This is a genomic window from Oceanimonas marisflavi (assembly GCF_003049725.1).
Classification (GTDB): Bacteria; Pseudomonadota; Gammaproteobacteria; order Enterobacterales; family Aeromonadaceae; genus Oceanimonas; species Oceanimonas marisflavi.
On the sequence record NZ_QAGM01000001.1, the window covers coordinates 16,167 to 40,020 of the forward strand.

Genomic DNA, 23,854 nt, shown 5'->3' on the forward strand with positions numbered 1-23,854 from the left:
TCTTAACGGCCGTCGCGCCGCCCTTTTCTGGCGACGACGGCCTCCCTGTCCTTTTCAAACCGGCGCACAAAATCTTCGATCACCATGTCGTACAGCCGGTCCTTGAGAAACACGTCTTCCACCCCGTGATCAATATTGGGATTGTCGTTCACCTCAATCACCGCCACCCGGCCCTTGCCTTCCTTGATATCCACCCCGTAAAGACCGTCACCGATGGGCTTCACCGCCTTGAGTGCGGCGTTAATCACCATGGGGGGGGCCTCGTGGGTGGGCAGGGTCACAAAGCCGCCGGAATCCGCTTCCTTGCCGTCGTTATGGCGGTAGATCTGCCAGTGACCTTTCACCATAAAATACTTGCAGGCGAAAATCGGCTGATGATTGAGCACACCGATGCGCCAGTCAAACTCGGTAAAAAAGTATTCCTGCGCCAGTACCAGTGCCGAGGCATTGCGCAATTTGCCCAGTGTTTCCGTCAGCTGCTCCCGGTCGGCGACCCGGTATACGCCCCGGGAAAAGGCACCGTCGGGTATTTTCAGCACCAATGGGTAACCCAGCTCGTTTTCAAGCCAGTGGGCGGCGTCTTTCTGCTTCGGATTCACCATCAGGGTTTTGGGTGCCGGCACGCCATGCTTGGCAAAGCTTTCTGCCAGAAAAATCTTGTTGGCACAGCGCAGAATGGAGGTGGGCGAGTCGATCACCACCAGGCCTTCATGTTCTGCCTTCTGGGCAAACCGAAAGGTGTGATGGTCAATGGCGGTGGTTTCCCGAATAAACAGGCCGTCGTATTCCGCCAGCCGCTGATAATCCTTGCGGGTGATCATTTCCACGTTCACCCCGGCCCGCTCGCCGGCGCGTACAAAGCGCTTGAGCGCACCCGCATCGGAAGGCGGCAGGGCTTCGTCCGGATTCACCAGCACAGCCAGATCGTAGCGATAACGCCTGGCAGAGCGGGGCTTGCGCCAGATGATGCGGGAATAACGGTCGAGCGCATCGGCAAACTGATCTTCTTCCTGCTCTGCCAGCTCCCGGGGCGACAGCGTTGCTAGGCCGGTCAGCTCCCAGCGACTGCGGCGCCTGAAAGTCAGCTCAAGGATCGGACACGGCAGCCGCTCAAACAGCTCCCGGCACAGGCTTTCAAGCCCGGGCACGGCACTCTGGCCGAAGCAGCTTTTTACTTTCACTTTGGCCCCCGCCTCAAGGTCGCCGTAGTGAGCATCCAGCGCCTCGGACACACCGTCAAAGCCAAAGGCAAACAGTCCCTTGTTGCGCAGGTTGTTGAGGGTGGAGACGGACGGAATGACATGCTGGCCCCGGGCTTCCGCCAGCAGCGAGCAGTAATAGCCGTTGGACAGATACTTGCCGGTGCGGCACAGATTGATCACCCGGGTGCGGGGCGCGTTTTTGACCGGCGGCTGCTTGAGGTAGGTCTCAAAGTCCACCAGATTGTCACTGGGAAAATAAGGCGCCCAGGCGCTGAGTTCATCCACTACCAGAACGAGTTGGGTCATGCAGAGATCCGTTTAATAAAAAGCGAGCCTTGAGCATCACATTACGCATAAAGCCCGCCCGAGACACTGAAATTTTCTCGCCGAGTACCCAAAATTATCGTATGTTGAAGCACTCTCTTCCTGCTTTCGGGTGCCTTGATGTCCGCGCCTGTTGTTCGCTCCGCCCTGCGTTCCGATATCACCGCCTTGTTACAGCTTGAAGCCCGCTGCTTCGATCAGGACAGGATCAGCCGGCGCAGCTTTCTTCGTTTTATTGAACACCCTCAGGATGTATTACTGACTGCCGAAGTAAATGACGTTTTACTCGGCTATATACTGGTGCTGTTCCGGCGCAACACTCAGCTGGCGCGCATTTATTCCATTGCGGTGTCACCCGATGCCCGTGGTCTGGGGCTGGGTCGTATCCTGCTTGAGCGCGCCGAAATGGCGGCGCAGGAGCGAGGCGCCGTGTTTATGCGCCTTGAGGTACGCACCGACAACATTGCCGCCCAGAACCTTTACCAGCGCCTGGGCTACCGTCAGTTCGGGGTCTATCACGATTACTATGAAGATCATGAAAGCGCCCTGCGTTACCAGAAACGCATTCATCATTACCATCCCCTGGCGGGCAGCCGCGCCGTGCCCTATTACCGCCAGACCACCGAGTTTACCTGTGGCCCGGCCTCACTGATGATGGCGCTGTCCGCGCTGGATGCCAGGCATCGCACCGAGCCCGACGAAGAGCTGCAGCTGTGGCGTGAGGCCACCACCATCTTTATGACCCAGGGGCACGGTGGCTGCGGCCCTCACGGCCTGGCGCTGGCGGCCCACCGGCGCGGCTTTGCGGTGGAGCTGGTGCTGAATCAGGACGGTCCGCTGTTTATCAGCAGCGTACGCAGCCCGGAAAAAAAGCAGGTACTGGAGCGGGTACACCGGCAGTTTCTGGCCAATCTGGCCCGGGCAGACATAGTGCCTCGTTATGAGCACTTTACCCTGGCGCAGCTGGAGCAGGGGCTGAACGAAGGCCGGCTGCCGCTGGTGTTGATCAGTACCTATCATCTGGACGGCCGCAAGGCCCCTCACTGGGTGCTGGTGTGCGCCATGGACCGGGAGTTTGTTTATATTCACGACCCCGACATCGACGAAGCGACAGGAGAAAGCGCGGTAGACAAACAGTACCTGCCCATTGCACGGGCGCGCTTTGATCGACTGGCCCGCTACGGCCAGAATGCGCTGCGCACCCTGGTATGGGTGGCCAAACCTTGACCATGGGTCAGGAGTTGTCGGTCAGCTTTGGTCGCCAGACTTTCAGAAATAATAAAATATTCGTTATAAAACAGAATGTTACCATAACTTCAAATTCAAATGGTGCTGTTTTTTTATTCATGAGTCCCTCTTCCCAATTCCTGAAAAGGTCGTATATTTCCCGGCAAGTACAAACCGCTGAGTGAGACAGCCATGTTTAAAAAGATCCTTACAATCCTGATGCTGCCGATGCTGTTCGGTATGCAGTCGGCCATGGCCGGTGAAACCCTCAACACCATTATCGGTGGCGGCGCCGGCGGTGCGGCCGGCGCCCTTATCGGTAAACAAATGGGTGGCGACACCGGCGCCCTGGTGGGAGCCGCCCTGGGTGGCGCCGCCGGTGGTGCCGCCACCGCCAACCGCGGCAACAAGAACGAAGCCGCCCTGGGTGGCGCCGTGGGCGCCCTGGGTGGCGCGGCCCTGGGCAAAAACCTGGGTGGCGACAGCGGTCAGCTGATCGGCGCCGGGGTGGGCGGCGCGGCCGGCTCGGCCATGGGCGCCCGCTCCGGTGATGGCCACCGGGAAGTGCATCACCACTATCACGGCAAGAGAAAGCATTATTACAAGCACAAGCACCGTCGTGACTGGGATGACGACGACTGGGATGATTAACCTCCTCTGACGCAAACAGGCAGCCATCGGCTGCCTTTTTTGTATCAGTGGCGCGGATGATGGCGCAGTTTCAGATAGATAAGTCCGGCCCCCATCAGGGTGCCCAGAGGAAAAGACGGCAGCTGCACCGCCACCAGCACCCAGAACGGCCACTGCCGGCCCATGCCTTCAGCAGATAAATACCCCAGCCAGGCCCGGTGACACAACCAGAGCCAGGCAACACACATCAGCACCAGCACCGGCCACAACCAGGGTCCCCCCAGGGTTTCACCCTGTTCAGCCGCGCCCTGCTGGGTCAGCCAGGCGCCGGCCAGCAGCAACACCGGGATCAACACGGCCTGTATGGAAATAATGGTTTTCGCCAGGGTATCGGCAATATGGGTTTTCATGTCTTGTTCCTGTCATATGGTTGTTATCAAACTGCCATGATGACGCAGCAGAATTCAGACAGCAAAATTCAAACCGCAGTGAGCAAAGGATAATTAAAAATGAGTCGCTTTGAACGTCAGGACGAGCTGAACAACCCCCGTCACCAGGTTCCCGAATTCACTCGGCTGGTGGAGAAAGGCCTGAGCCGCCGCCGCTTTCTGGGGGGTGCCGCCGCCCTGGGCGCCGCCGCCTTTTTTACCGTTTCTCCCCTGTCCCGGGCCGTGGCCGCCGCCACCAAGGCCGGCCCGCTGCTGGGCTTTACGCCCGTGCCGGCCAGCACCAGGGATACCTTTACCGTCCCCGCCGGCTACAAGGCGGAGCGGCTGGTATCCTGGGGCGATCCCCTGTTTGGCACCGTGCCCGAGTTCAGCGAAACGGGCAACAGCGCCGCCGCTCAGGCCGGCCAGTTTGGCGACAACAACGACGGCATGAGCTTTTTTGCCATCGACGACCGCACCGCCATTCTGGCGATTAACAACGAATACTGTAATTACGAGCACATGTTCCCGCACCAGGGCAAGCACATGAGCGCAGAGAATGTGAAGTGTGCCCAGGCCGCCCACGGTGTGTCCATTCTCACCCTTGAGAAGCAAAACGGTCGCTGGCAACTGGTAAAAGACGGCCAATACAACCGCCGCATTCACGCCAGTACCCCCATGGCCATCAGCGGTCCGGCCAAGGGGCACGACCTGCTGAAAACCGCCGCCGACCCCAAGGGCGAGCGAGTGCTGGGTACCTTTAACAACTGTGCCAACGGCATGACCCCCTGGGGCACCTACCCTACCTCACCTGCGAGGAAAACTTCAACGGCTATTTCGGCAGCCGGGATAACGCCGACATTACCCCGGCCCAGGCCCGTTATGGCATTGGCAGGGAAGACGCGGGCTGGCAGTGGCATCAACACGACTCACGTTTTGATCTGGCCAAAAATCCCAACGAGCCCAACCGCTTTGGCTGGGTGGTGGAAATCGATCCCAAAGATCCGAACTCAGTCCCGGTAAAACGCACCGCGCTGGGCCGCTTCAAGCACGAAAACGCCGAGCTGGTAGTGGACAACAGCGGCCACGCCGTAGTGTATCTGGGTGACGACGAGCGCGGCGAGCACCTGTACCGCTTTGTCAGCAAAGGAAAATACAACCCGACTGACCCGGCCGCCAATCGCCACCTGCTGGACGAGGGCACCCTGTATGTGGCCAGATTCCATGAAGGTAAAGACGGCGAACTCAGCGGCAAGGGCGAATGGATTGAGCTGACCCACGGCAAGCACGGCCTCACCGCCGAAAACGGTTTTGCCAGCCAGGCCGAAATCCTCATCCACGCCCGTCTCGCCGCCACTCAGGTGGGTGCCACCACCATGGACAGGCCCGAGTGGGTGGCCGCTCACCCTCACGAGCCTGTGGTGTTCTGCACTCTCACCAACAACAAGCACCGCGGCGTGAAAGACGGTCAGCCGGTGGGCGGCCCCAACCCCCGCGCCGAAAACCACTATGGCCAGATTTTGCGCTGGCGCCCGGCCGGCGGCCAGCACACCGCCAGCGAATTTGACTGGGACCTGTTTGTGCTGGCGGGTAATCCGACGGTGCACACCGACAACCTCTACGCCGGCTCCGCCAATATTCACGCCGACAATATGTTCAACAGCCCCGATGGTATCGGCTTTGATCAGGGCGGCCGGTTGTGGATCCAGACCGACGGCAACTACTCCAATCAGGGCGACTTTGCCGGCCAGGGCAACAACCAGATGCTGTGTGCCGACCCCGGTACCGGCGAAATCCGGCGTTTTCTTACCGGCCCCGTGGCCTGTGAAATCACCGGTCTGGCCTTCAGCCCGGATCAGAAAACCCTGTTTGTGGGCGTGCAGCACCCGGGCGAAGACATGGCCGGCTCCCACTTCCCCATGGGCGGCAACAGCAAGCCCCGCTCCAGCGTGATGATGATCACCCGGGAAGACGGCGGCATTATCGGCGCTTAAAAGCAGGGGCTGGGGACTGGGGACTGGGGACTGGCAGGCCAGCGCTCGACTATTCCCTAATCCCTAATCCCTGGTCCCCGAAGGGGTCGCCGTGATCTTGCGCACGCTTTGCTGGTATCCTGTTTTAAAAAACAGAACCAACCTGCGGGGAGCGCTATGCAATACCGAAAACTGGGCAACACCGACATCGACGTCAGCCTGATTGGCCTGGGCACCATGACCTGGGGCGAGCAGAATGATGAAGCCGAAGCCCACGCTCAGCTCGACATGGCCCTGGATCATGGCGTCAACCTGATCGACACCGCCGAGCTCTATCCCATTCCGCCCCGGGAGCACACTCAGGGCGCCACCGAAACCATGATCGGCAACTGGCTGTCGGCCCGGGGCTGCCGCGACCGAGTGGTACTGGCCACCAAGGTGGTGGGCCGGGCCCACGATCCCAAGCGGCCGTCCTATTTTCGTGATGGCAACCCCATGCTGGATCGGGCCAATATCGTCAGGGCGCTGGATGACAGCCTGCGCCGGCTGCAGACCGACTACATCGACTTCTACCAGCTGCACTGGCCCGACCGCCGCACCAACATGTTTGGCCAGCTCGGCCTTGAACAGCTGGACGACAAGGATGCCGATACCGTGCCCATTGCCGAGACCCTGGCGGTGCTCGACGAGCTGGTGAAGGCGGGTAAAATCCGCCACATTGGTCTTTCCAATGAAACCCCCTGGGGGGTGCACAAATTTCTGCTGGAAGCCGAGCGCCACAACTACCCCCGCGTTCAGGGCATTCAGAATCCCTATAACCTGCTTAACCGCACCCATGAAATCGGCCTGTCCGAATTCTCCCTGCGCGAGCAGGTTGGCCTGCTGGCCTACTCGCCCCTGGCCTTTGGCATGCTCACCGGCAAATATGAAAACGGTGCTCAGCCCGAAGGGGCCCGGCTCACCATTTACAACCGGTTTCAGCGTTATAACGGCGCCGCTTCACGGGCCGCCACCAGCGCCTACGTGGCCCTGGCCCGGGAGCACGGTCTTACCCCCACCCAGCTGGCCCAGGCCTTTGTCAACACCCGGCCCTTTGTCACCAGCAACCTGATTGGCGCCACCAGCCTGACCCAGCTGAAGGAAAATCTCGACAGCGTTCATATCGAACTCAGTGAGGAAATCAGACTGGGCATCACCGATATTCACCGTCAATATCCCAATCCGGCGCCATAACAATACGTTCATTTTTTAAACTGAAAGGTCGTTTTATGAGCGGCCTTTTTTCTTTCGGCAAGAATATTCTCCTGAGTCCACCCTTTTTGCGCTCCAACTTGCTAATCTTCTGCAAAGAATCAACAAATTAAAGAGCAAGGGCCATGTCACAATTCAGCACGACCACTCTGCATTTGTTTTCCTGGCTTGTGCTGGCCGGTGGACTGGCTTTTACCTCGGCAGTCTCCCTGACACTGAAACAGCATGAGGAAGCCCGTGTTGTTCAGGAATTTGCCGCTACAGCGGATGAACTGACGCTCAAGGTACGGGAGCGTCTGGACAGCTACGCCGTCATCATGCGCAGCAGTGCCGCCCTGTTTGATGCCTCCAGTCTGGTCACTCCCACCGACTGGCAACGTTTTGTTGCCCGCATCAAGGCCGACGATGGCCCTGAGGGCATGGAAACACTGGGCTTTGCCCGTTATATCCGCGAGCAGGAGCGTCACGCTCACACAGCCAGACTGAAAAGAAACGGTATCCCCGACCCCACTATTATTCCCCCCGGCAAACGCGATGCCTACGGATACATTCTCTATCAGGAATCCCTGGGGAACACCGGCCAGAGCTCGCCTGGCCTGGATCTGCTGACCGATCCGGCCCGGCGCAGCGCCATGGAGCGGGCCCAAAACACGGGCAAGACCACGCTGTCGGGAAAAACCGTATTTGGCCGGGATAACCCGGCCACGACCATGATGTTTGATGCCGTATACCGGCAGGCCGCCAGGGGAAAACCGGAATTAATGGGCTGGGTGTTTGCCACCATACCGGTCAACCAGCTGCTCAATGAAATCATGGCAGACTGGCAGCATTACAATGGCCAGTGGCTGACGCTGCAGGTTTATGACGGCAACACGCCTTCTGCGTCCGCCGGACTTTACCAGCATGGTGACACCCCTGCTGCTGATTCCGCTTTGGTACAGAAACGGGTTATCGATATCAACGGCCGCCAGTGGCTGCTTGTTTTTGATCATCAAAGCCCTGCGGCCAGCATCAATTACCTTCCCAGTCTGATAACCCTGGGCACCGGCCTGACACTGACCCTGTTGCTGGTGTTACTGCTGTACTCTGCCCTGACCACCCGTGTCCGGGCCACAAAACTGGCCGACCAGCTCACCGAAGATATGCGCGAACGTGAAGCCCGCTTCAGCCAGCTGGAAAACCGCTTCAAAACCATTGCCAGCCGGATTCCCGGCATGATTTTCGAGATGCGTCTCGAGGTAAATGGCCAGACCAGCTTTCCCTATGCCAGCGACAACATTCGCCATATTTACGGCATCACTCCCGAGCAGGCCCGCAACAACGCCGCTCCCATTTTTGATGTCATTCACCCGGATGACGTGGAAGAGCTGGCCAACTCCATGCACCACTCGGCCCAGACGCTCAGCCCCTGGCGCCACGAATTTCGCGTCTTTATCGATGGTCAGACCCACTGGCTGCTGGGAGATGCCCAGCCTTTCCGGGAACCAGGCGGGGCCGTCTGCTGGTGCGGCGTCACCACCAATATCTCTTACCGCAAGCAGGCCGAGCTGGCCCTGAAGGCCGCCAACAACCAGGCCCGCCATTTCCGCGAAGCCCTGGATCATGTGTCGTCGTTCATTTACATGAAAGACACCCGTTTTCGCTACATTTACGCCAACCGGGCTGCCCTGGAACAGTTTGGCTGCAACAGCGCCACCCTCATGGGCAGCATGGATGAACAGTTTTTCTCGCAGGAAACGACGCAGAGCCTGCGCGAGTCCGATAACCGGGTGCTCGCGGGCGAGCCCAGCTCCGAGGAAGTGGAGATCATCAGCAAAGACGGCCGGCGCACGGTTTATATGGATGTCAAAACCCCCATTTTTGACGATGCCGAGCAGCGGGAAATTATTGGTCTTATCGGCATTCGCACCGATATTACCCTGCTGAAAAACAGTGAGCAGCAACTGCGCCAGCTGGCTCACTTCGATCCGCTGACCAAACTGCACAACCGGGTATTGTTGTCTGAGCGCATTCACCAGGCCATGACCCAGGCCCGCCGGCACCAGCAATCGCTGGCCGTCGCCTACCTGGATCTCGACGGCTTCAAGGCCATTAACGACACCCATGGTCATGCCGCCGGCGACCGGCTGCTGATAGCCGTTGCAGCCCGCATGAAAGAGGTGATTCGGGAAGGGGATACCCTGGCCCGCATGGGAGGGGACGAATTTGTGGCCATACTGCTTGATCTGCAGGACCCGCATCATTGCAAACCCCTGCTTAACCGCTTGCTGCAGGCCGCCGCCCGCCCGGTAGACATAGATGGGCTGCGGCTGCAGGTCACCGCCAGCCTGGGTGTGACCTTCTACCCCCAGGCTGAAGACCTGGACCCGGATCAGCTGCTGCGCCAGGCCGATCAGGCCATGTATCAGGCCAAACTGGCCGGCAAGAACCGCTATCATCTGTTTGACGCCGAACAGGATCGGGACATGCGCACCCATCATGAAAGCCTGGAGCATATTCGCCAGGCCCTGCAAAATGGTGAGCTTGTGCTCTATTACCAGCCCAAGGTGAACATGCGTACCGGTCAGGTGGTGGGCGCCGAAGCCCTGATCCGCTGGCAACACCCCGACAAGGGCCTGTTACCACCCTCGTACTTTTTACCGGCCATCGAAGAGCATGCCCTCAGTATTGAACTGGGCAACTGGGTCATTGACACCGCCCTGCAGCAAATACGCGAGTGGCGCAGTCAGGGGCTGAGGCTGACGGTCAGTGTCAACCTGGGCGCACGCCAGCTGCGTCAGAGCGATTTTGTGGAGCAGCTGCAACAACTGCTGGGCCATTACCCGGATGTTGATCCGGCCTGGCTGGAGCTGGAGGTACTGGAAACCAGTACCCTGGGGGATCTGGCGCAAATCTCCGAGCGCCTTCGCCAGTGCCGGGCGCTGGGGCTGGGTGTATCCCTCGATGACTTCGGCACCGGCTATTCTTCCCTGACCTACCTCAAGCAACTGCCCGCAGGCACCGTCAAGGTGGATCAGAGCTTTGTTCGCGACATACTCGAGGATCCCGAGGACCTCACCATACTCGACGGTGTGCTCAGCCTGGCCCGGGCCTTTGGCCGCAAGGTCATTGCCGAAGGGGTGGAAACCATCGCCCATGGCGATATGCTGCTGCGCATTGGCTGCGAGCTGGCGCAGGGGTATGGCATTGCCCGTCCCATGCCGGCTGCTGATTTTTCCACCTGGGCCGCAGACTGGAAACCGGCCGCCCACTGGGCCAGCCTGCCCAGACTGGACAGAAGCATGCTGCCCCTGCTGTATGCGGGCATGGAGCACGCTGCCTGGCTCGAGGCCATACGTACCGCCCTGTATCAACCGGACCAGCCCTGGCCCGAACTCAGTGCCGAGCTGTGCCGTTTTGGTGGCTGGTACCGCCAGTGCTCCGCCGAAGAGCAGGAGCGGCTGGCGCCGCTGGCACGGCTGCATCAGCAGCTGCATGATCTGGCCACCCGGCTGTACCAATGGCGGCGATCGGGCCAGACTCAGCAGACAATTCAGGGCCTGAATGATCTGTGCGAACTGCACCGGCAACTGACCGCCGAGCTGGAAGAGGCCCTGACACCGGCCCCTCCCCGCAACCTCACCGACATGCGGCCCCGCCTGAAAACCGTCTAGGGAGCCAGAAAACGGCTGTCGGTGCGCACCTCTCCCCGCTCACCGGTGGCCACAAACACCACAGGGCGCACCTTCTCCCCCGGGGCCGGATTGCTCAGTGACAGGCTGATCGGCACTTCCGTCACTCCCCCCGGCGCCAGCGTGACCTGTCGCGGGCCATGCCACGCCGGACTGGCCAGTCCCTCCACCGCCAGCGTCACCCGTTGCGGCTGCTGGGCCTTGTTGGCCAGCTTGAGGGTAAAGGTATTCTCCACGCTGCCGTCCAGCGCTTCCCGGTACAGCTGGTGGCGATCCCGCACCACTTCCAGTGCCAGGGGCGTACGGGTTACGGCCGTCAGCACCAGCAGCGCCAGCAGCCCCGCCGTGATCCCCCCATAGCCCATGAGCCGCCACCGGGAGCGATCTGTCGTCCGGCCGGCCAGCTCGTTTTCGCTGGCATAACGGATCAACCCCTGCGGGTAGCCCATGTGACTCATGGTCTGATCGCAGGCATCAATGCAGGCGCCGCAGTTGATGCACTCATACTGCAGACCGTCGCGAATATCGATACCCGCCGGACACACCTGCACACAGAGGTTGCAGTCGATGCAGTCCCCCAGGCCCTGGGCGCGGTGGTCGGCCTTGCGCGGACGAGGTCCGCGGCTTTCTCCCCGGCCGGCATCATAGGCGGCGCTCAGGGTACCGGCGTCGAACATGGCCGACTGAAAACGGGAATAAGGGCACATGTGCGTACACATCAGGGTGCGCATCCAGCCCGCATTCAGATAGGTGCACAGGGCGAACAGCCCCACCCAGAAGGCAGGCCAGCCCCCCGCCGACAGGGTCAGCAGCCCCAGGGCCAGTTCGGCGGCGGGAGTGAAATAGGCAATAAAGGTAAAACCGCTCAACAGACTGATCAGCCACCAGATCAGGTGCTTGCCGCCCTTGCGCAACAGCCGGTCGGCACTCCAGGCCTCCTGATCCCGCCGGCGCCGGCGGTTGGCGCTGCCTTCCAGCTTTTCTTCCACCCAGATAAACCAGAAGGTCCATACCGTTTGCGGGCACAGATAGCCACACCAGACCCGGCCCAGCCAGGCGGTAATAAAGAACAGGGCAAAGGCGGCCACCATCAGCAACAGCGCCAGCAGGGTCAGATCCTGGGGCCAGATGGTCATGCCAAACAGGTGAAAACGCTGGGCTTCCCAGTCCAGCAATATTGCCTGGGTGCCGTTCCAACGCAGCCAGGGGCCGGCCAGAAACAGCAGCATCAGGCCCCAGCCCAGCCGGCGGCGCAACCGCTGCCAGCGCCCCTGCTGGGCCCGCACATAAATGTGCCCCTGATCGCGGGGCCGGGACACGTCGGTACATACCTTGACGTCGATTCGGGAGGAAGTGTCGTTCATAAGGCTCACTTGCGTTGTGGTTCATTCCGGCAACGGGCCGGCTGGGCACGCAGTAGAGCACGGCGGAAGCCCCGGCTACATAAACAGTCGGGGCCAAAAAACCATAACAGTTATGTCGGGCATCCTCAGAAAACCATAACAGTGACCGTTCAGAATGGGTCAAGCAACCCCTGCACCAGGGTCGCAAGGCGCACCACCGCCGCCTCGCTGCGGGCGTTCCAGGGCAGCGACACATTAAGCCGGAAACAGTGACGGAACTGATCGCCGGCGGCGAACATGCGCCCCGGGGCGATAGTGATGTCTTCGGCCAGGGCACGGCGGTAAAGTTCGGTGGTGTCCAGCCCCGCCGGCAGGCTCAGCCACAGAAAATAACCTCCCTGGCTGGCATGTACCTGCACCCCGGCCGGCATATACTGGCACAGGGCCTGGTAAAAGCGCTGCTTGCGCCGGGCCAGCTCGCACCTGAGGGTATGCAGGTGGCGGTCGTAATGATGGCCGGTCAGGTAATCGGCCAGTGCCAGCTGCATGGGCGCGCTGGTAGACAGGGTGCTCATCAGCTGCAACCGCTGGATCGCCGGAGCCCGGGCGCCCGCCGCCACCCAGCCAATGCGCAGGCCGGTGGCCAGGGTCTTGGAAAAGGACGAGCAGTGCAATACGCCGTCATCCTGTGCCCTGAGGGGCACCGGCGCCAGCTCACCCTGATAGAGCTCAGCGTAGACATCGTCCTCGATCAGGGGCACACCGTGCTCATTGAGCAGCGCCAGCAGCCGGCTGCGCGCCTCAGCGCCGAGACTGACCCCGAGCGGATTCTGACAGTGACTCATCAGCCAGCAGGCCTTGACCGGATAGCGGCCCAGGGCTTCGGCCAGGGCATCCAGATCCAGTCCTCGCTCCGGATCCACCGGCACCGCCAGCGCCTTCAGCTGCAGGCGTTCAATCGCCTGCAGGGCCCCGTAAAACGCCGGCGCCTCCACCACCACCCAGTCCCCCGGCCGGGTCAGCGCCTGCAGACTCAGGTTGAGGGCCTCCAGCGCCCCGGAAGTGATCACGAGCTCATCCGGCGACACCGCCATGCCCCGGGTCGCATAGCGACGGGCCAGGGCACGGCGCAGCTCGGCACAACCGGGCGGCAACACCTGCTGGTGGGCCGGATCCAGCCGCCGGGCCACCCGGCCCAGCGCGCGCGCCAGCTGCTCCTGCGGAAACAGAGATGCATGGGGAAAGGCCGAGCCAAAAGCCACGCAGCCGGGCCGTTGCCCGGTCTGCAGCACATTGAAGATAAAGGCGTTAATATCCACCGACTCGGCCGCATGGAGGGCCGGCCGGGCAGGATTGGCCGGGCTGTGCTGGCGCGGGGCCACCCGGTAGCCGGACTGGGGCCGGGCCAGTATCCAGCCCTCGCTTTCCAGCAGCTGATAGGCGCTCAGCACCGTCATCAGACTGAAGCCGGAGCATCGCGCCGTTTCCCGCAATGAAGGCAGCCTGTCTCCGGGCTGCCAGGCACCGGCTTCTATCTGCTCCTGCAGCTGGCGCGCCAGCCGGCGGTACTTGCTGGTCACATTACAGCGCCAGCCGGCAGTTTTCTCCTTCCAGCTCGGCCATTTCCTGATCCAGACTCAGGGCCTGGCGCAGATCGGCAATTTCCTGCTGGTGGGCCCGGCGCAGCTTTTTGCGCAGCTTGCCCATGACAAAGCGGCGAATTTCCTGTTCGTCTTCCAGCACCAGACCGGGGACGGATGTGGGCTTGCGGGTCTGTTCGTCCAGCGCCACCATGGTGAAATAGGAGGTGTTGGTATGCTTGACGATGCCCTGCTTAAAGTCCTCCGATACCACCTTGATACCCACTTCCATCGAGCTCTTGCCCACATAGTTTACCGAGGCATACAGGGTGAGCAGCTCGCCCACTTCCACCGGGTTGAGAAAGTCCACCGAATCCACCGAGGCGGTCACACAGTAGCCCTTGGCATGACTGGCGGCACAGGTGTAGGCGATCTTGTCCATCAGCGACAAAATAATGCCGCCGTGTACCTTGCCGCCGAAATTGGCATAAGAAGGAACCATCAGCTCCTTGAGGATCACCTGGGACGCCTTGACCGTACTGAAAACCGCTTCGCTCATTACTTCACCTGAAATACTGTACTTTATTAACATGGTTGCCGGGCTGCCGGCACAGGGCGCCAAGCATGGACGAGGCCGGCCCGGAGGTAAACGATCAACGCGGATAAAAACCGGATTTGTCACGTTTTTATATCAACTTCATTCGCCTGCCGGCCCGAGTGTAAGGTATTATTTACACCCAATGCATTTTTGCCAATGTAAATCATGCGTCTGAAAGTAAACTGTGAAGACCGCCTGGGCCTGACCCGGGAGCTGCTGAACATTCTGGTGGAACACCGTATCGATCTGCGTGGCATCGAAATCGACACCAGCGGCATTATCTATCTTAACTTTCCCGCCCTCGACTTTGCCGAGCTGCAGCACCTGATGCCGGCCATTCGCCGCCTGTCCGGGGTGCACGATGTACAGACCATCGCCTGCATGCCTTCGGAGCAGGAGCACAACGCCATTACCGCCCTGCTCAGGGTACTGCCCGACGCCGTGGTGGCGGTGGATATCAAGGGACGCATCACCCTGGCCAACGATGCCGCCTGTGCCCTGCTCGACCAGCCCCAGTCGCAGCTGCTGCAACAGCCTCTGGGCCCCCGCCTCAAGGGCGTGCATGTCAGCCGCTGGCTGGAGCAGGACCAGCCCCGCCCCCTCAGCGAAAAGGTCACCATCGAAGGCCAGCCCTGGCTGGCGGACTTTTTACCCATCTGGGTCACCGAAGAATCCGGCGAGCGAAGCCTGGCCGGCGCCGTGGTGGTGTTCAAGTCGGCCTGGCGCATCGGCCAGCACTTCAAGGCCATGCGCCACCGGGAGTCCAAGCATTTTGACGACTTTACCACCCATAGCCCGGTCATGATCGAACTGCTGCGGGAAGCCCGCCGGCTGGCGGTGCTGGATGCGCCCCTGCTGATTCAGGGGGAAACCGGCACCGGCAAGGAGCAGCTGGCCCGCGCCTGTCACAAAGCCAGCCTGCGCGGCGAAGGCCCCTTTATGCTGCTCAACTGCGCCGCCATTCCCGACGATGCCGCCGAAAACGAGCTGTTCGGCTATGCGCCCGGCGCCTTTGGCAATAATGAAAAGGGCAAGCGCGGTGTGCTGGAGCAGGCCAATGGCGGCACCCTGGTGCTGGACGAAATCGGCGAAATGTCGCCGCTGCTGCAGCGCAAACTGCTGCGCGTCCTGCAGGACGGGGTGTTCCGACGGCTGGGGGACGAGCAGGAAGTGAAGGTGGATATTCGGGTGATCTGCACCAGCCAGCAGGATCTGGCTGCGCTGGTACAGCAGGGCCAGTTTCGCCAGGATCTGTTCTACCGGCTCAATGTGCTCAACCTGCGGGTGCCTTCACTGCGGGAGCGGCAAAAGGACATTCTGCCCCTGGCCCGGCAGCTGTGCACCCGTTACGCCGCCGAGCTGGAGCGGCCCCAGCCCCGGCTGTCGGCAAAGCTGGCGGAGTACCTGCAACACTACCCCTGGCCCGGCAACGTGCGCCAGCTGGGCAACTGCCTGTACCGGGCCATCAGCCTGCTGGAAGGCGACGAGCTGGATGTGGGCGACCTGTCCCTGCCCGAGCAAAGCGCCCTGCCCGAGCTCGACGCCCTCTGTGACGGCTCCCTGGAGGAGGCGGTAAAAGGCTTTGAGCGCCTGCTGCTGGCCCGGCTGTACCCGGAATACCCGTCCAGCCGGCTGCTGGCCAAACGGCTGGGTATCTCCCATACCGCCGTGGCCAACAAGCTCAGGGAGCACGGTATCGGCAAGCACAGGAAATAAGGCTCTCAATGAAATGGCCAACGTCAAGCCTTTCTTGAAAACACACGGGGTTTTAAACCATATACAGAACAAAAGGTTAACTCTGTTTCGGGTCGCCTGCATAGCGGTACTTGTGAATGGGCTCGCCTGTTTGGGCATGCACAGCGAGAACAGGGTAGACAAAGGGGCCTTGACCGCTGGGATTAATGGCCTGTGCATACTCATCATCGGTTTTAGGCAGGTTGTTCTCAGGGCACAAATAAAAAATCATCGGCGCGCGAATGCTGAACTCCCGTGGCTCGAGCAGGTAGTCCCGCTCAATCACCCCCTGTTGCGCCTTGCTGAGTGCCGGATTGACAATAAAACGCACAGGGAGCGTAATCTCCCACGCCGTATCTTCATGCGGTGGGGCTGCCGATGGAGCAATCAGTTCCGGCAAGCCCAGGAATCGCGCCAAAACAAAATCTTTAAACGCCGAGCTGCCCCAGTCATAAGCGCGCACATGCTGACGCCCATTGACGGTGATAATGACCGTGGGGGTCAGTGTGCGCGACTTACCTTCCGGATGCTCCATTGACGCATAGCGAGCTTGCACCTGGCCCTGCCGCTCGATCGCAGACAAAAAAACCGCTAGCGTGCGGCTCGGTACCGCGCGATGGATGATCGGAATTTCCTGCGCGTGAGCCGCGTGCGGCGGTTGAAACTCTGCCGTCGCACGCCATACCAGGTCATTATCTCCCAGCAGTACAGGTATAAAAGTATCACTGGGAAAATAGCCCTTGCGACCACCGTCTTGATCGAGCACGTTACCCGGCGCTAGCTCCTGGTAGGCTCGAACATCGGTACGGGCCTGCTGCGGCGAGACCCCAAACTCCTCCGCTATCATGCGCGAAGTGATTTTTCGCTCCCACAGCAATTGACGCTCCACGTAGCGCAAACGTAACCACTGCGCGTGACTGAGAGACGTGTGGTGCTGTTGAAGAAAGGCTGAGTAATGCATACCCACTTTTGTTCTGTGTTGGTGGAAGACAGGCTATCCGAGTTCATCTGATAGCCCGCTCAAGTATATACCCGCTCCCGGCAAAGCAAATAACATTGCAAAGATTAAAAAATAAGCAAGTATAATTTCCTTAAATAAACCTCAGTGCTACATTGATGGTCTGTCAGCTGGAGGACGTTATGTCGCTAGAGTTTCTGGAGCAGGCTCGCAATGAACCCATGGCACGTCGTGAGCTGACCATTCAGTCTCACGCCTTGCTGGTCGTGCGAACGCTGGACTCGATCTATAGCGCCCTGCAGCGCAAACCATTTGACGGCGTCGACTTTGATGCCCTCGCCGCCATCATGTCCCTCTTCGACGCCATGCTTTACTACGCCGACCGCGAGCGCCAACCGGGCATGACCCGCAAAGAAGCGGAGTGGTGTCTGGTGGAGCACCTGAAGGAGGCGTATCCGGGACAAGATACTGCCCACTACGCTCAGGTCGCGGGCAAGGTTTTCACGGCGATCAAGGATCCTTTCCGTCTCCGGTACTACGACTTCACCGCACGAGCGCATTCCGATGAACAAGTGGTTCGCCTGATACGGCACGACCAGGTATCCGGCTCCGATGACATTCTCTGGTCGATGACCGATGAAGGAATGCTGTTCTATACCCTTCGCTTGGACGAAACGCCAATAGAGCGTGCCGCCATTCTGGCCTGGCGAACGCTCAAAACCATTCGTCGCGGCGAAATCGACAAGGCGGTGCACCAGATCCAGTCAACCCAGCGGCAGCTGGAGCAATACTTGATCGGGATGCGGATGAAAGTACGCGCCGCCCAGTCGGGTGATTTGAGCGCATCCTATGCGCACGATATCCGGCCGGTATTGAGTGACTCCTTTGATAAGACTCAGGAAGTGCTGGAGCATATTCAGAATACCCTGTCGACCATTACCGAAATGCTAGCGGATGGGCGCTCAGCATTGCACCCCGACAAACTGCACAAGCTGCGCCAAGCGCAGGAGACTTTTGCCGAGGTCAGCGCCTTCACACTGGGCTACCAGGATCGCTTGCACGACGTGAACAAGGATTTTGAACGGGCTCGCCTGAAGCTAATTCTTCCCAGAGACAACACCCTGTTTCGGGAAACGCTGGAAAAAGGGGCACTCCAGCCCTTGCTGGCCCTTGCCCCAGCGACCGCCGAACAGGGCATGGATGAACTGGTTACACGCCTGCTGGCTCCCCGAAGCCAAGAGGGCGACCAGCACACCCTGCTCGATCTGGAGGCGGTGCTGAACCTGTACCTCGATCAGTTTGACCAGGTGTTGCCGCGCGAAATCCAGGATCCAACCGAACAGCCCGTTGCTATTGAAACCACCCTGCGCGGCATTTCCGAGTCGGTGCTCAGGCACTGCAGCAACTGGGTTAGCGACTGCCTGAAAGCTCGAGGCCGCGTCAGTTTTGCTGAGGTGTTTGATGCCTACGCGAATGGTGAGTTGTCCGAACTGGAGCAACAGGTCTGCTTGCTCCACATCGGCAGCTTGGCGGCCAACAGCGATCCCTGCATCGCGGTGGATGTGGACGACGCCCCTATCGAAACGGCGCTCTGGCGGGCTGACAATATCACCCTACTGACGACCGCCCCCACACCGCCCTTTGAGGACTTTGAGGAGTAGTTATGCACGACACGCATCAACAGGCTAAGCGCTACGCCGAGATCGCCACGCAGGCGATCATGAGTTCACTGGGATACAAGATGGGGGATGAACCGATTCAACAGGCGCTGGAACTCCAGGGAGACGTCCTGTTTGCTGACATTATCCGCGGCGTCGCAGCCGGCATGAAGTTGCGTTACCTCGGTATCCACGAGACGTACGGGGTATTGCTGACTGCCGATGGTCGCGGCCCCTATGCCCCTACCCTGGGCTGGCTAAATAAACGCCTGCTACCTGAAACCACCGCCGAACAGATGAGCAACGAGCGCAAGGAGCAGCGTCTGTTCGCGGGATTAACCCTGATCGCCTTACTGGCTGACATGTTTCCCAACCCCGATGCGGTTCGGGTCGAGTCCGGTCAAACCAGCGGTATCAATGCAGCTTCGGTGGTGGCCAGGCTCAACAATGTTGCCGACCAGGTGATCGCACAACGCAAAGTCGAGGGCGACGATGCGGTAGACGGCCTGCTTCTGGCCGCCCGGTTTGTGCAGGAGGAACGCATTCCCCGCATCCATGATGAAAAGGTGAGTCGTGTCTCCAGTATCCGCTCGCAAACGGAAATGGCGATGCGTTGGATACAACTGCTGCAGACAGAGGGCTTCTTGGCCGAGGACAGCAGCCTGTCGGGAGAATCCGACTGGTATCCAACCCAGAAGCTCAAACACTATCTGCGCTATACCGGCATCGAAGAAACAGTTCGCTTTGTCATGGATATCGATCCCGCAACGGACAGAGGGCAACCCAACCCGGCCAAAACCGCTGAAACTCAACACTCGCTGGAGATCTAGTAATGTGGCTGATTAAACGGGTCTATATGGATGGTGCAGGCCACGCAGAGGCCTTCTACAAGGACCTCACACTGGACTACATCGGCCTCGCTCAAGCAGCCGAACCGCCTGCTGACTCAGCACACCGTCTTCCCGCCAAGAACGCGCAAACGGTGGTCAACACCTATCAGCAGCTGGTGAACGGGGGCGGCAAATCCACCTACATCGCGCTGCTGTTGTCGATCTTTGAGCCGTCCGTCAACGACTTTACTCAGTACCTGGCCAATCGTCGCCAGCGTGAATACCACTACCGCAATTACTTCCATCAGGAGCTGTCTGTCATCCTGGTGGAGATGATCAATGAAACCGGCCAAACCCTGCTGCTGGGACATGCCCACCAGCGCCGTGGGGACGATGTAGACCGTGTTCTGTTTATCTGTGACGCGCCCGACTCCCTGCTGGACGCCCCCTTTGACGAGGTGCCTTCCTACTCGCGCGCCGAGCGTAATCCCGCGCTGCGTCCCTACGCCAACACCCTGCACAGCTTTGACAGCTGGCTCAACCTTAAAGCGGGTGGCGACAGCGGTGTGCACTGGCGCAAAACCCGGGTCAACAAAGAATGGCGCACGTTTTTGCTGGAGCAGCGGATCAATATTGACCTCATCAAAACGATGGTCACCTTCAACGCCGAAGAAGGCGGACTGACCAAGTTTATCGACTACAAAACCGAGCAGGATTTCCTCGGTGCCTTCTTCGCCTGCACCATGTCCAAGGACACCACGGAGCAGCTGCGTGAACTGGTGGCACACGAAGTCGAACGCCAGGGTGAGCTGGAGGCCATTCGCCGCAACGAATCCTTCCTGGGAGAAGTGCTGGCGAACTGGCAGGCGTTTCTTGAGCCGGCCCGGCAGCTGGAAGGCACCCAGACGCAGCAACGGCAGATGGATGACGGTTTCTGCGAAGCGATGCGTGATCTCACAGCCTTTGTTAAGGAAGAGCAGGCAGAGCTGGCGCAGCTCGATGACCAAGCGGAAAGTCTTCAGAAAGCCATTGACCAGGCAACGTCTCAACGCGACCTGCAGGGCAAGCGTAAGGCCCTGCTTGAGCACGATCTCGCCCTGCATCAGCTCAATGAACAACAGGCCAAGGCTGCCGCACTCAAGGAAGAGGCCGACACGAATCAGCGTCAGATCCAGATCACACGCACCGCCATTGAATACAAGGCCTATACGAAGGCCCAGAATACCTACCGTCAGACGGACGAAGACTTGAAGGTGTTCCAAAGCGAGACGGAAAAGCCGCTGCAGGTGATCTTCGAGCGCACCGCTGGCGAGGCACTGGACGTGCTTGAGCGGGCTATCAGGAACCATCGCCAGCAGGCGGCTCAGGTTACGGAAGAGCTGGGGCAGATCGGCCAGAAAGTCAACGACCTGGAGCATTCCTGTGGCAAGCTGCAGCAGAAACTAGGCCGCCTGGAGGCGGAGAGCAACCAGTGCCGGCAAGACAAACGCAACGGCGAATCACGACTGGACGCCCTGTGCGGAGAAGGGTTGATCCAGACAGGGGAATCCCCTGTGGCGGCCCAGCACCGACTGGAATCCGCCTGGCAGAATTCAGCGCAGATTGCGGCGCAAGCCAAGATCAATGCAGGTAAAGCCGAGCAAACGCTGGAAGCGCATCAGCCGGTGGTGCGGAAAGCCTCGGTGGCGCAAAGCCAGGCCCAGCAGGCACTGACTCAGGCAGAGCAAAAGCACCAAACGGCGGCGGCTAGCGCACTGGCGCTGAATGCTAGCTATCAGGCGCTTCCCGCATCGACCCGGCTCGCTCTGGGTCTTGAGGACGCCAACTGGCACAGCGCACAGTGCGGAGCGGGGATCGATGAGGTGCTGGCGGCAGACACCCAAACGCTGTCTGGGATAAAGCAACGCCTGCTGGAAACCCAGTACGAGCTGAAAGAATTAACACTCACGGGGCATGAATTGGTCACCAAACAGATCAACCAGGCGCTTGAAGCGTGCTACGCCGCAGGCATTGCCCGGGACAAGCTCTGGGCCTTCCCCCACTACCTGGCCTCCGCCTTCCACGACGATGCGCCGCGTATCGCGGCAGTGATCGATCAAAACCCGGGCCGCTACCTGAGCCTGGTCGCGCTGGATGACACAACGTTCGAACAGGTCGGCGCCATCAGCGAGACGCTATCCTGGAAAGGGGTGCCCGTTGCCATTTATCGCCTGGAGGAAGCGCGTGATCTCCGGGGGATAGCGCCCGACTCAGTACAGGTCGTGCTGTCAAACCCAGACAAGCACGGCTATAGCCAGGCCGCCTACGAGGCCCGGTTACAGGAGCTGGAGAACACCGTGGCCTCACAAGCGGCCTGCGTAGAGGTGGCGCAAAGCGCTCTCCATACCCTGGAGTCCTTCAAGAACGATTGGCACCTGCACCACGAACAGCACGGCAGGCACTGGCAGAGCCTGATTGAACAGCGCGCTCAGGCCCGCTCGGCACTGGTCAATGCCAATGCTGCACTGGAGCAGGCGCAGCAGCACGAGCAGGCACTGCGCGGCGAAAAAGCCCAGGCCCAAGCGCAGCTTGAAGACGCCCAACAGCAGCACAATCAAGCCGAAAGAGCGCATGATGCCTTGACCCGTTTTGTTGCCACGGAATGGGCGGCACGCGACGCCGCGATGATAAGGCTGGATCAACTGGCCGGGCAGATTCAGCGGAGCGAGGAAGCCCTTGCACAACAGACCGAGGAGCTGGCACGTCTGAACGAGGCGGCGAAGAACAAATACGGCGAGAAAACCCGCATTAGCATACAGATCGGCCAGTGGGATGGACTGCGCAACGAACCGTTCTATTCGGGGATTGCGGCGACCGAAAGTATCGCCGGACAAAGCCCGAAAGAGGCTCATGAGGCGGCCGCTCAGGCGCACAAGCAATTGCTTGAGGCCGCCCAGGGGGAGAAGGTCACGGCACTTAAGCAACAACGGGACACCGCTGCAAAAGAGCAGCGTGCGGCATGGAGCCGCCTGTCTGCACATCTCGCGTACCAGACGTACCCTGACGCGGTCAAAGCGGCGTCCATCAATGACCTGGCGCTGATTAACGACAGTATCGTGCGCCTAGAGGAGGCGCAGGAGCAATGCCAGCAACGTCAAATTAAGGCGCAGGCCATCCTGCAAAATCTGGCCGAAAAATGCAAGAAGGCGCGAGAAGCACTGGACGAAGGCTTTGTGTGGGAGAAGAAACCCACCGGAATCGAGGAGCTCCGGGCGTTGCTGATCGAGATCGACAACACGCTTCATGAAACCAGGCACCAGCTCAGGCTCCTGCAGGAGCAGCAGAGGCTCCAGTCGAAAAAGATTGAGGCCGTGAAAGAGCGGCTACAGAGTGCGCAACGGGCGCAGTCCATGATTCAGTCAATCACGCCGACCTCGGCGGCGGGTCTGCCCGCCAAGATCCTGAATATAGCCGAATATGCCGAGACGCTGGCGACGCAATGCCAAAGGTACGCCCAGTTACAAGAGACCTTAAAGCAGCAAGTAATGCGTGTCGCCACGGTCTGGGGACGCTTCCGCGAACGGATCAACGAAGAATCGGCCAAGGATCCCGACACTCGCGCCAGCCAGGAATACTTGCGGCAACTGGATTCGATCTCGACCTATCAGGAGGTGTTGGGCGATCTGGATCGTATCGGCACAGGGATCACCCAGGTGTTTGAGGCGGTGCAGGACAGCCTGGAGCAGTTCCAGCGCTCGATTGATCTGACCGTGACCCACTTGGCCGCTCATCTGGAAGGCGCGATGAAGCTGCTCAAACGTGCCAAGTCGGTCAGGATCCCGAACGACTGCCCCGTACTACCCGGCCGTCCCATTGTGAAAATGACAGACCGGCTGAATGATCTCACCACCGATCTCAAGGGCTTTGCCAGCACTCGATTGCAATACTGGATCGCCAAGGGCCAGGTGCCCCGCACCCCCAACCGGGACGCTTTGACGGCCGATCTGGTACAGTCGGTGTTCGACGAAGGCTCGCTGGAAGTGCGCCTGTTAAAGACCAACGCCAGTCGCCCGCAATGGACCCCTATCACCCGGCTGGAGGGGTCTGGGGGACAGCGACTCACCTCCGCCTTCCTGTTGTTTGTGACGGTCGGCAAGGTACGCGAGTACGACACGGGCATTTCGAGCGCGGGATTCTTGCTGGCCGACAACCCGCTGGGCAAATCAAATGCCGATGATCTAATGCGAATTCAGACCCAGATGGCCAAGGCCTACAATATCCAGCTCATCTACTTGACTGGTATTTCGGACGAGAATGCCCAGTCGATGTTTGATAACCATCTCTTCCTGAATAAGGTTCAGAAGCTGAAGCGGCGTGACCTGGTGACCATTGATAACGGCCGCCACGCGTTGTGGGCGGCCTCCCTGGTCGCCAAATCACAGCCCGTGACGGACAGGTAAGGTGGGTT

At 60.0% G+C, this 23,854-nt stretch carries 15 protein-coding genes and 1 pseudogene; 10 read left to right on the forward strand and 6 right to left on the reverse strand.

Going from position 1 to position 23,854, the window contains the following annotated elements:
• Positions 1-2: 2 nt before the first annotated feature.
• On the reverse strand, positions 3-1,508 hold the full coding sequence (locus DA373_RS00105) for a RimK family protein (RefSeq protein WP_107850337.1): 1,506 nt from the start codon (positions 1,506-1,508) through the stop codon (positions 3-5).
• A 138-nt stretch (positions 1,509-1,646) separates the two neighbouring features.
• On the opposite strand from DA373_RS00105, the gene DA373_RS00110 reads away from it, so the two are divergent.
• Together DA373_RS00110 and DA373_RS00115 are read left to right on the forward strand one after the other, a co-directional pair.
• Positions 1,647-2,753: a GNAT family N-acetyltransferase/peptidase C39 family protein gene (locus DA373_RS00110; RefSeq protein WP_107850338.1), complete on the forward strand. Its 1,107-nt coding sequence runs from the start codon at positions 1,647-1,649 to the stop codon at positions 2,751-2,753.
• A gap of 192 nt (positions 2,754-2,945) precedes the next feature.
• On the forward strand, positions 2,946-3,404 hold the full coding sequence (locus DA373_RS00115) for a hypothetical protein (protein WP_107850339.1): 459 nt from the start codon (positions 2,946-2,948) through the stop codon (positions 3,402-3,404).
• Between the two features lie 44 nt (positions 3,405-3,448).
• Here the strand turns inward: DA373_RS00115 and DA373_RS00120 are convergent, their stop codons facing one another.
• On the reverse strand, positions 3,449-3,793 hold the full coding sequence (locus tag DA373_RS00120; protein WP_107850340.1) for a hypothetical protein: 345 nt from the start codon (positions 3,791-3,793) through the stop codon (positions 3,449-3,451).
• A 99-nt stretch (positions 3,794-3,892) separates the two neighbouring features.
• Between DA373_RS00120 and DA373_RS16555 the strand changes: the two are divergent.
• From DA373_RS16555 to DA373_RS00135, 4 genes and pseudogenes are all read left to right on the forward strand, one after another.
• Positions 3,893-4,549 (forward strand): annotated as a pseudogene (locus DA373_RS16555) (PhoX family protein); the annotation flags it as partial.
• A 122-nt stretch (positions 4,550-4,671) separates the two neighbouring features.
• The gene (locus tag DA373_RS16560; protein ID WP_269801400.1) at positions 4,672-5,805 is read left to right on the forward strand and encodes a PhoX family protein; all 1,134 of its coding nucleotides are present in this window, start codon (positions 4,672-4,674) and stop codon (positions 5,803-5,805) included.
• A gap of 156 nt (positions 5,806-5,961) precedes the next feature.
• Entirely contained in the window at positions 5,962-7,017 is a 1,056-nt protein-coding gene (locus DA373_RS00130) for an NADP(H)-dependent aldo-keto reductase (RefSeq protein ID WP_107850341.1), read from the forward strand.
• Between the two features lie 143 nt (positions 7,018-7,160).
• Complete coding sequence (locus tag DA373_RS00135; protein WP_107850342.1) at positions 7,161-10,688, forward strand: EAL domain-containing protein; 3,528 nt, start codon at positions 7,161-7,163, stop codon at positions 10,686-10,688.
• On the opposite strand, the gene ccoG is transcribed toward DA373_RS00135, so the two are convergent.
• The 3 genes from ccoG to DA373_RS00150 all read right to left on the reverse strand — a co-directional run bounded on the left by ccoG (position 10,685) and on the right by DA373_RS00150 (position 14,188).
• Positions 10,685-12,070, reverse strand: coding sequence for a cytochrome c oxidase accessory protein CcoG (ccoG, locus tag DA373_RS00140; protein ID WP_107850343.1), 1,386 nt, complete (start codon positions 12,068-12,070; stop codon positions 10,685-10,687). The genes DA373_RS00135 and ccoG overlap by 4 nt on opposite strands.
• A gap of 149 nt (positions 12,071-12,219) precedes the next feature.
• Complete coding sequence (locus tag DA373_RS00145) at positions 12,220-13,629, reverse strand: aminotransferase-like domain-containing protein (RefSeq protein WP_107850344.1); 1,410 nt, start codon at positions 13,627-13,629, stop codon at positions 12,220-12,222.
• A gap of 1 nt (position 13,630) precedes the next feature.
• Positions 13,631-14,188, reverse strand: coding sequence for an acyl-CoA thioesterase (locus DA373_RS00150; RefSeq protein ID WP_107850345.1), 558 nt, complete (start codon positions 14,186-14,188; stop codon positions 13,631-13,633).
• Between the two features lie 204 nt (positions 14,189-14,392).
• On the opposite strand from DA373_RS00150, the gene tyrR reads away from it, so the two are divergent.
• Positions 14,393-15,943 (forward strand): transcriptional regulator TyrR, encoded by a 1,551-nt coding sequence (gene tyrR, locus DA373_RS00155; RefSeq protein WP_107850346.1) that lies wholly within the window; start codon positions 14,393-14,395, stop codon positions 15,941-15,943.
• 76 nt (positions 15,944-16,019) lie between these two features.
• On the opposite strand, the gene DA373_RS00160 is transcribed toward tyrR, so the two are convergent.
• On the reverse strand, positions 16,020-16,922 hold the full coding sequence (locus DA373_RS00160; RefSeq protein WP_107850347.1) for a WYL domain-containing protein: 903 nt from the start codon (positions 16,920-16,922) through the stop codon (positions 16,020-16,022).
• A gap of 179 nt (positions 16,923-17,101) precedes the next feature.
• Here DA373_RS00160 and DA373_RS00165 point away from each other — a divergent pair, with 179 nt between their 5' ends.
• From DA373_RS00165 to DA373_RS00175, 3 genes are read left to right on the forward strand one after another with little or no spacing between them, the layout of a single operon-like run.
• Positions 17,102-18,580 (forward strand): hypothetical protein, encoded by a 1,479-nt coding sequence (locus tag DA373_RS00165; RefSeq protein ID WP_107850348.1) that lies wholly within the window; start codon positions 17,102-17,104, stop codon positions 18,578-18,580.
• Positions 18,581-18,582: 2 nt separating this feature from the next.
• Positions 18,583-19,407, forward strand: coding sequence for a hypothetical protein (locus DA373_RS00170; protein ID WP_107850349.1), 825 nt, complete (start codon positions 18,583-18,585; stop codon positions 19,405-19,407).
• Positions 19,408-19,409: 2 nt separating this feature from the next.
• Positions 19,410-23,846, forward strand: coding sequence for a coiled-coil domain-containing protein (locus DA373_RS00175; protein WP_107850350.1), 4,437 nt, complete (start codon positions 19,410-19,412; stop codon positions 23,844-23,846).
• The last annotated feature ends 8 nt before the right edge of the window (positions 23,847-23,854 follow it).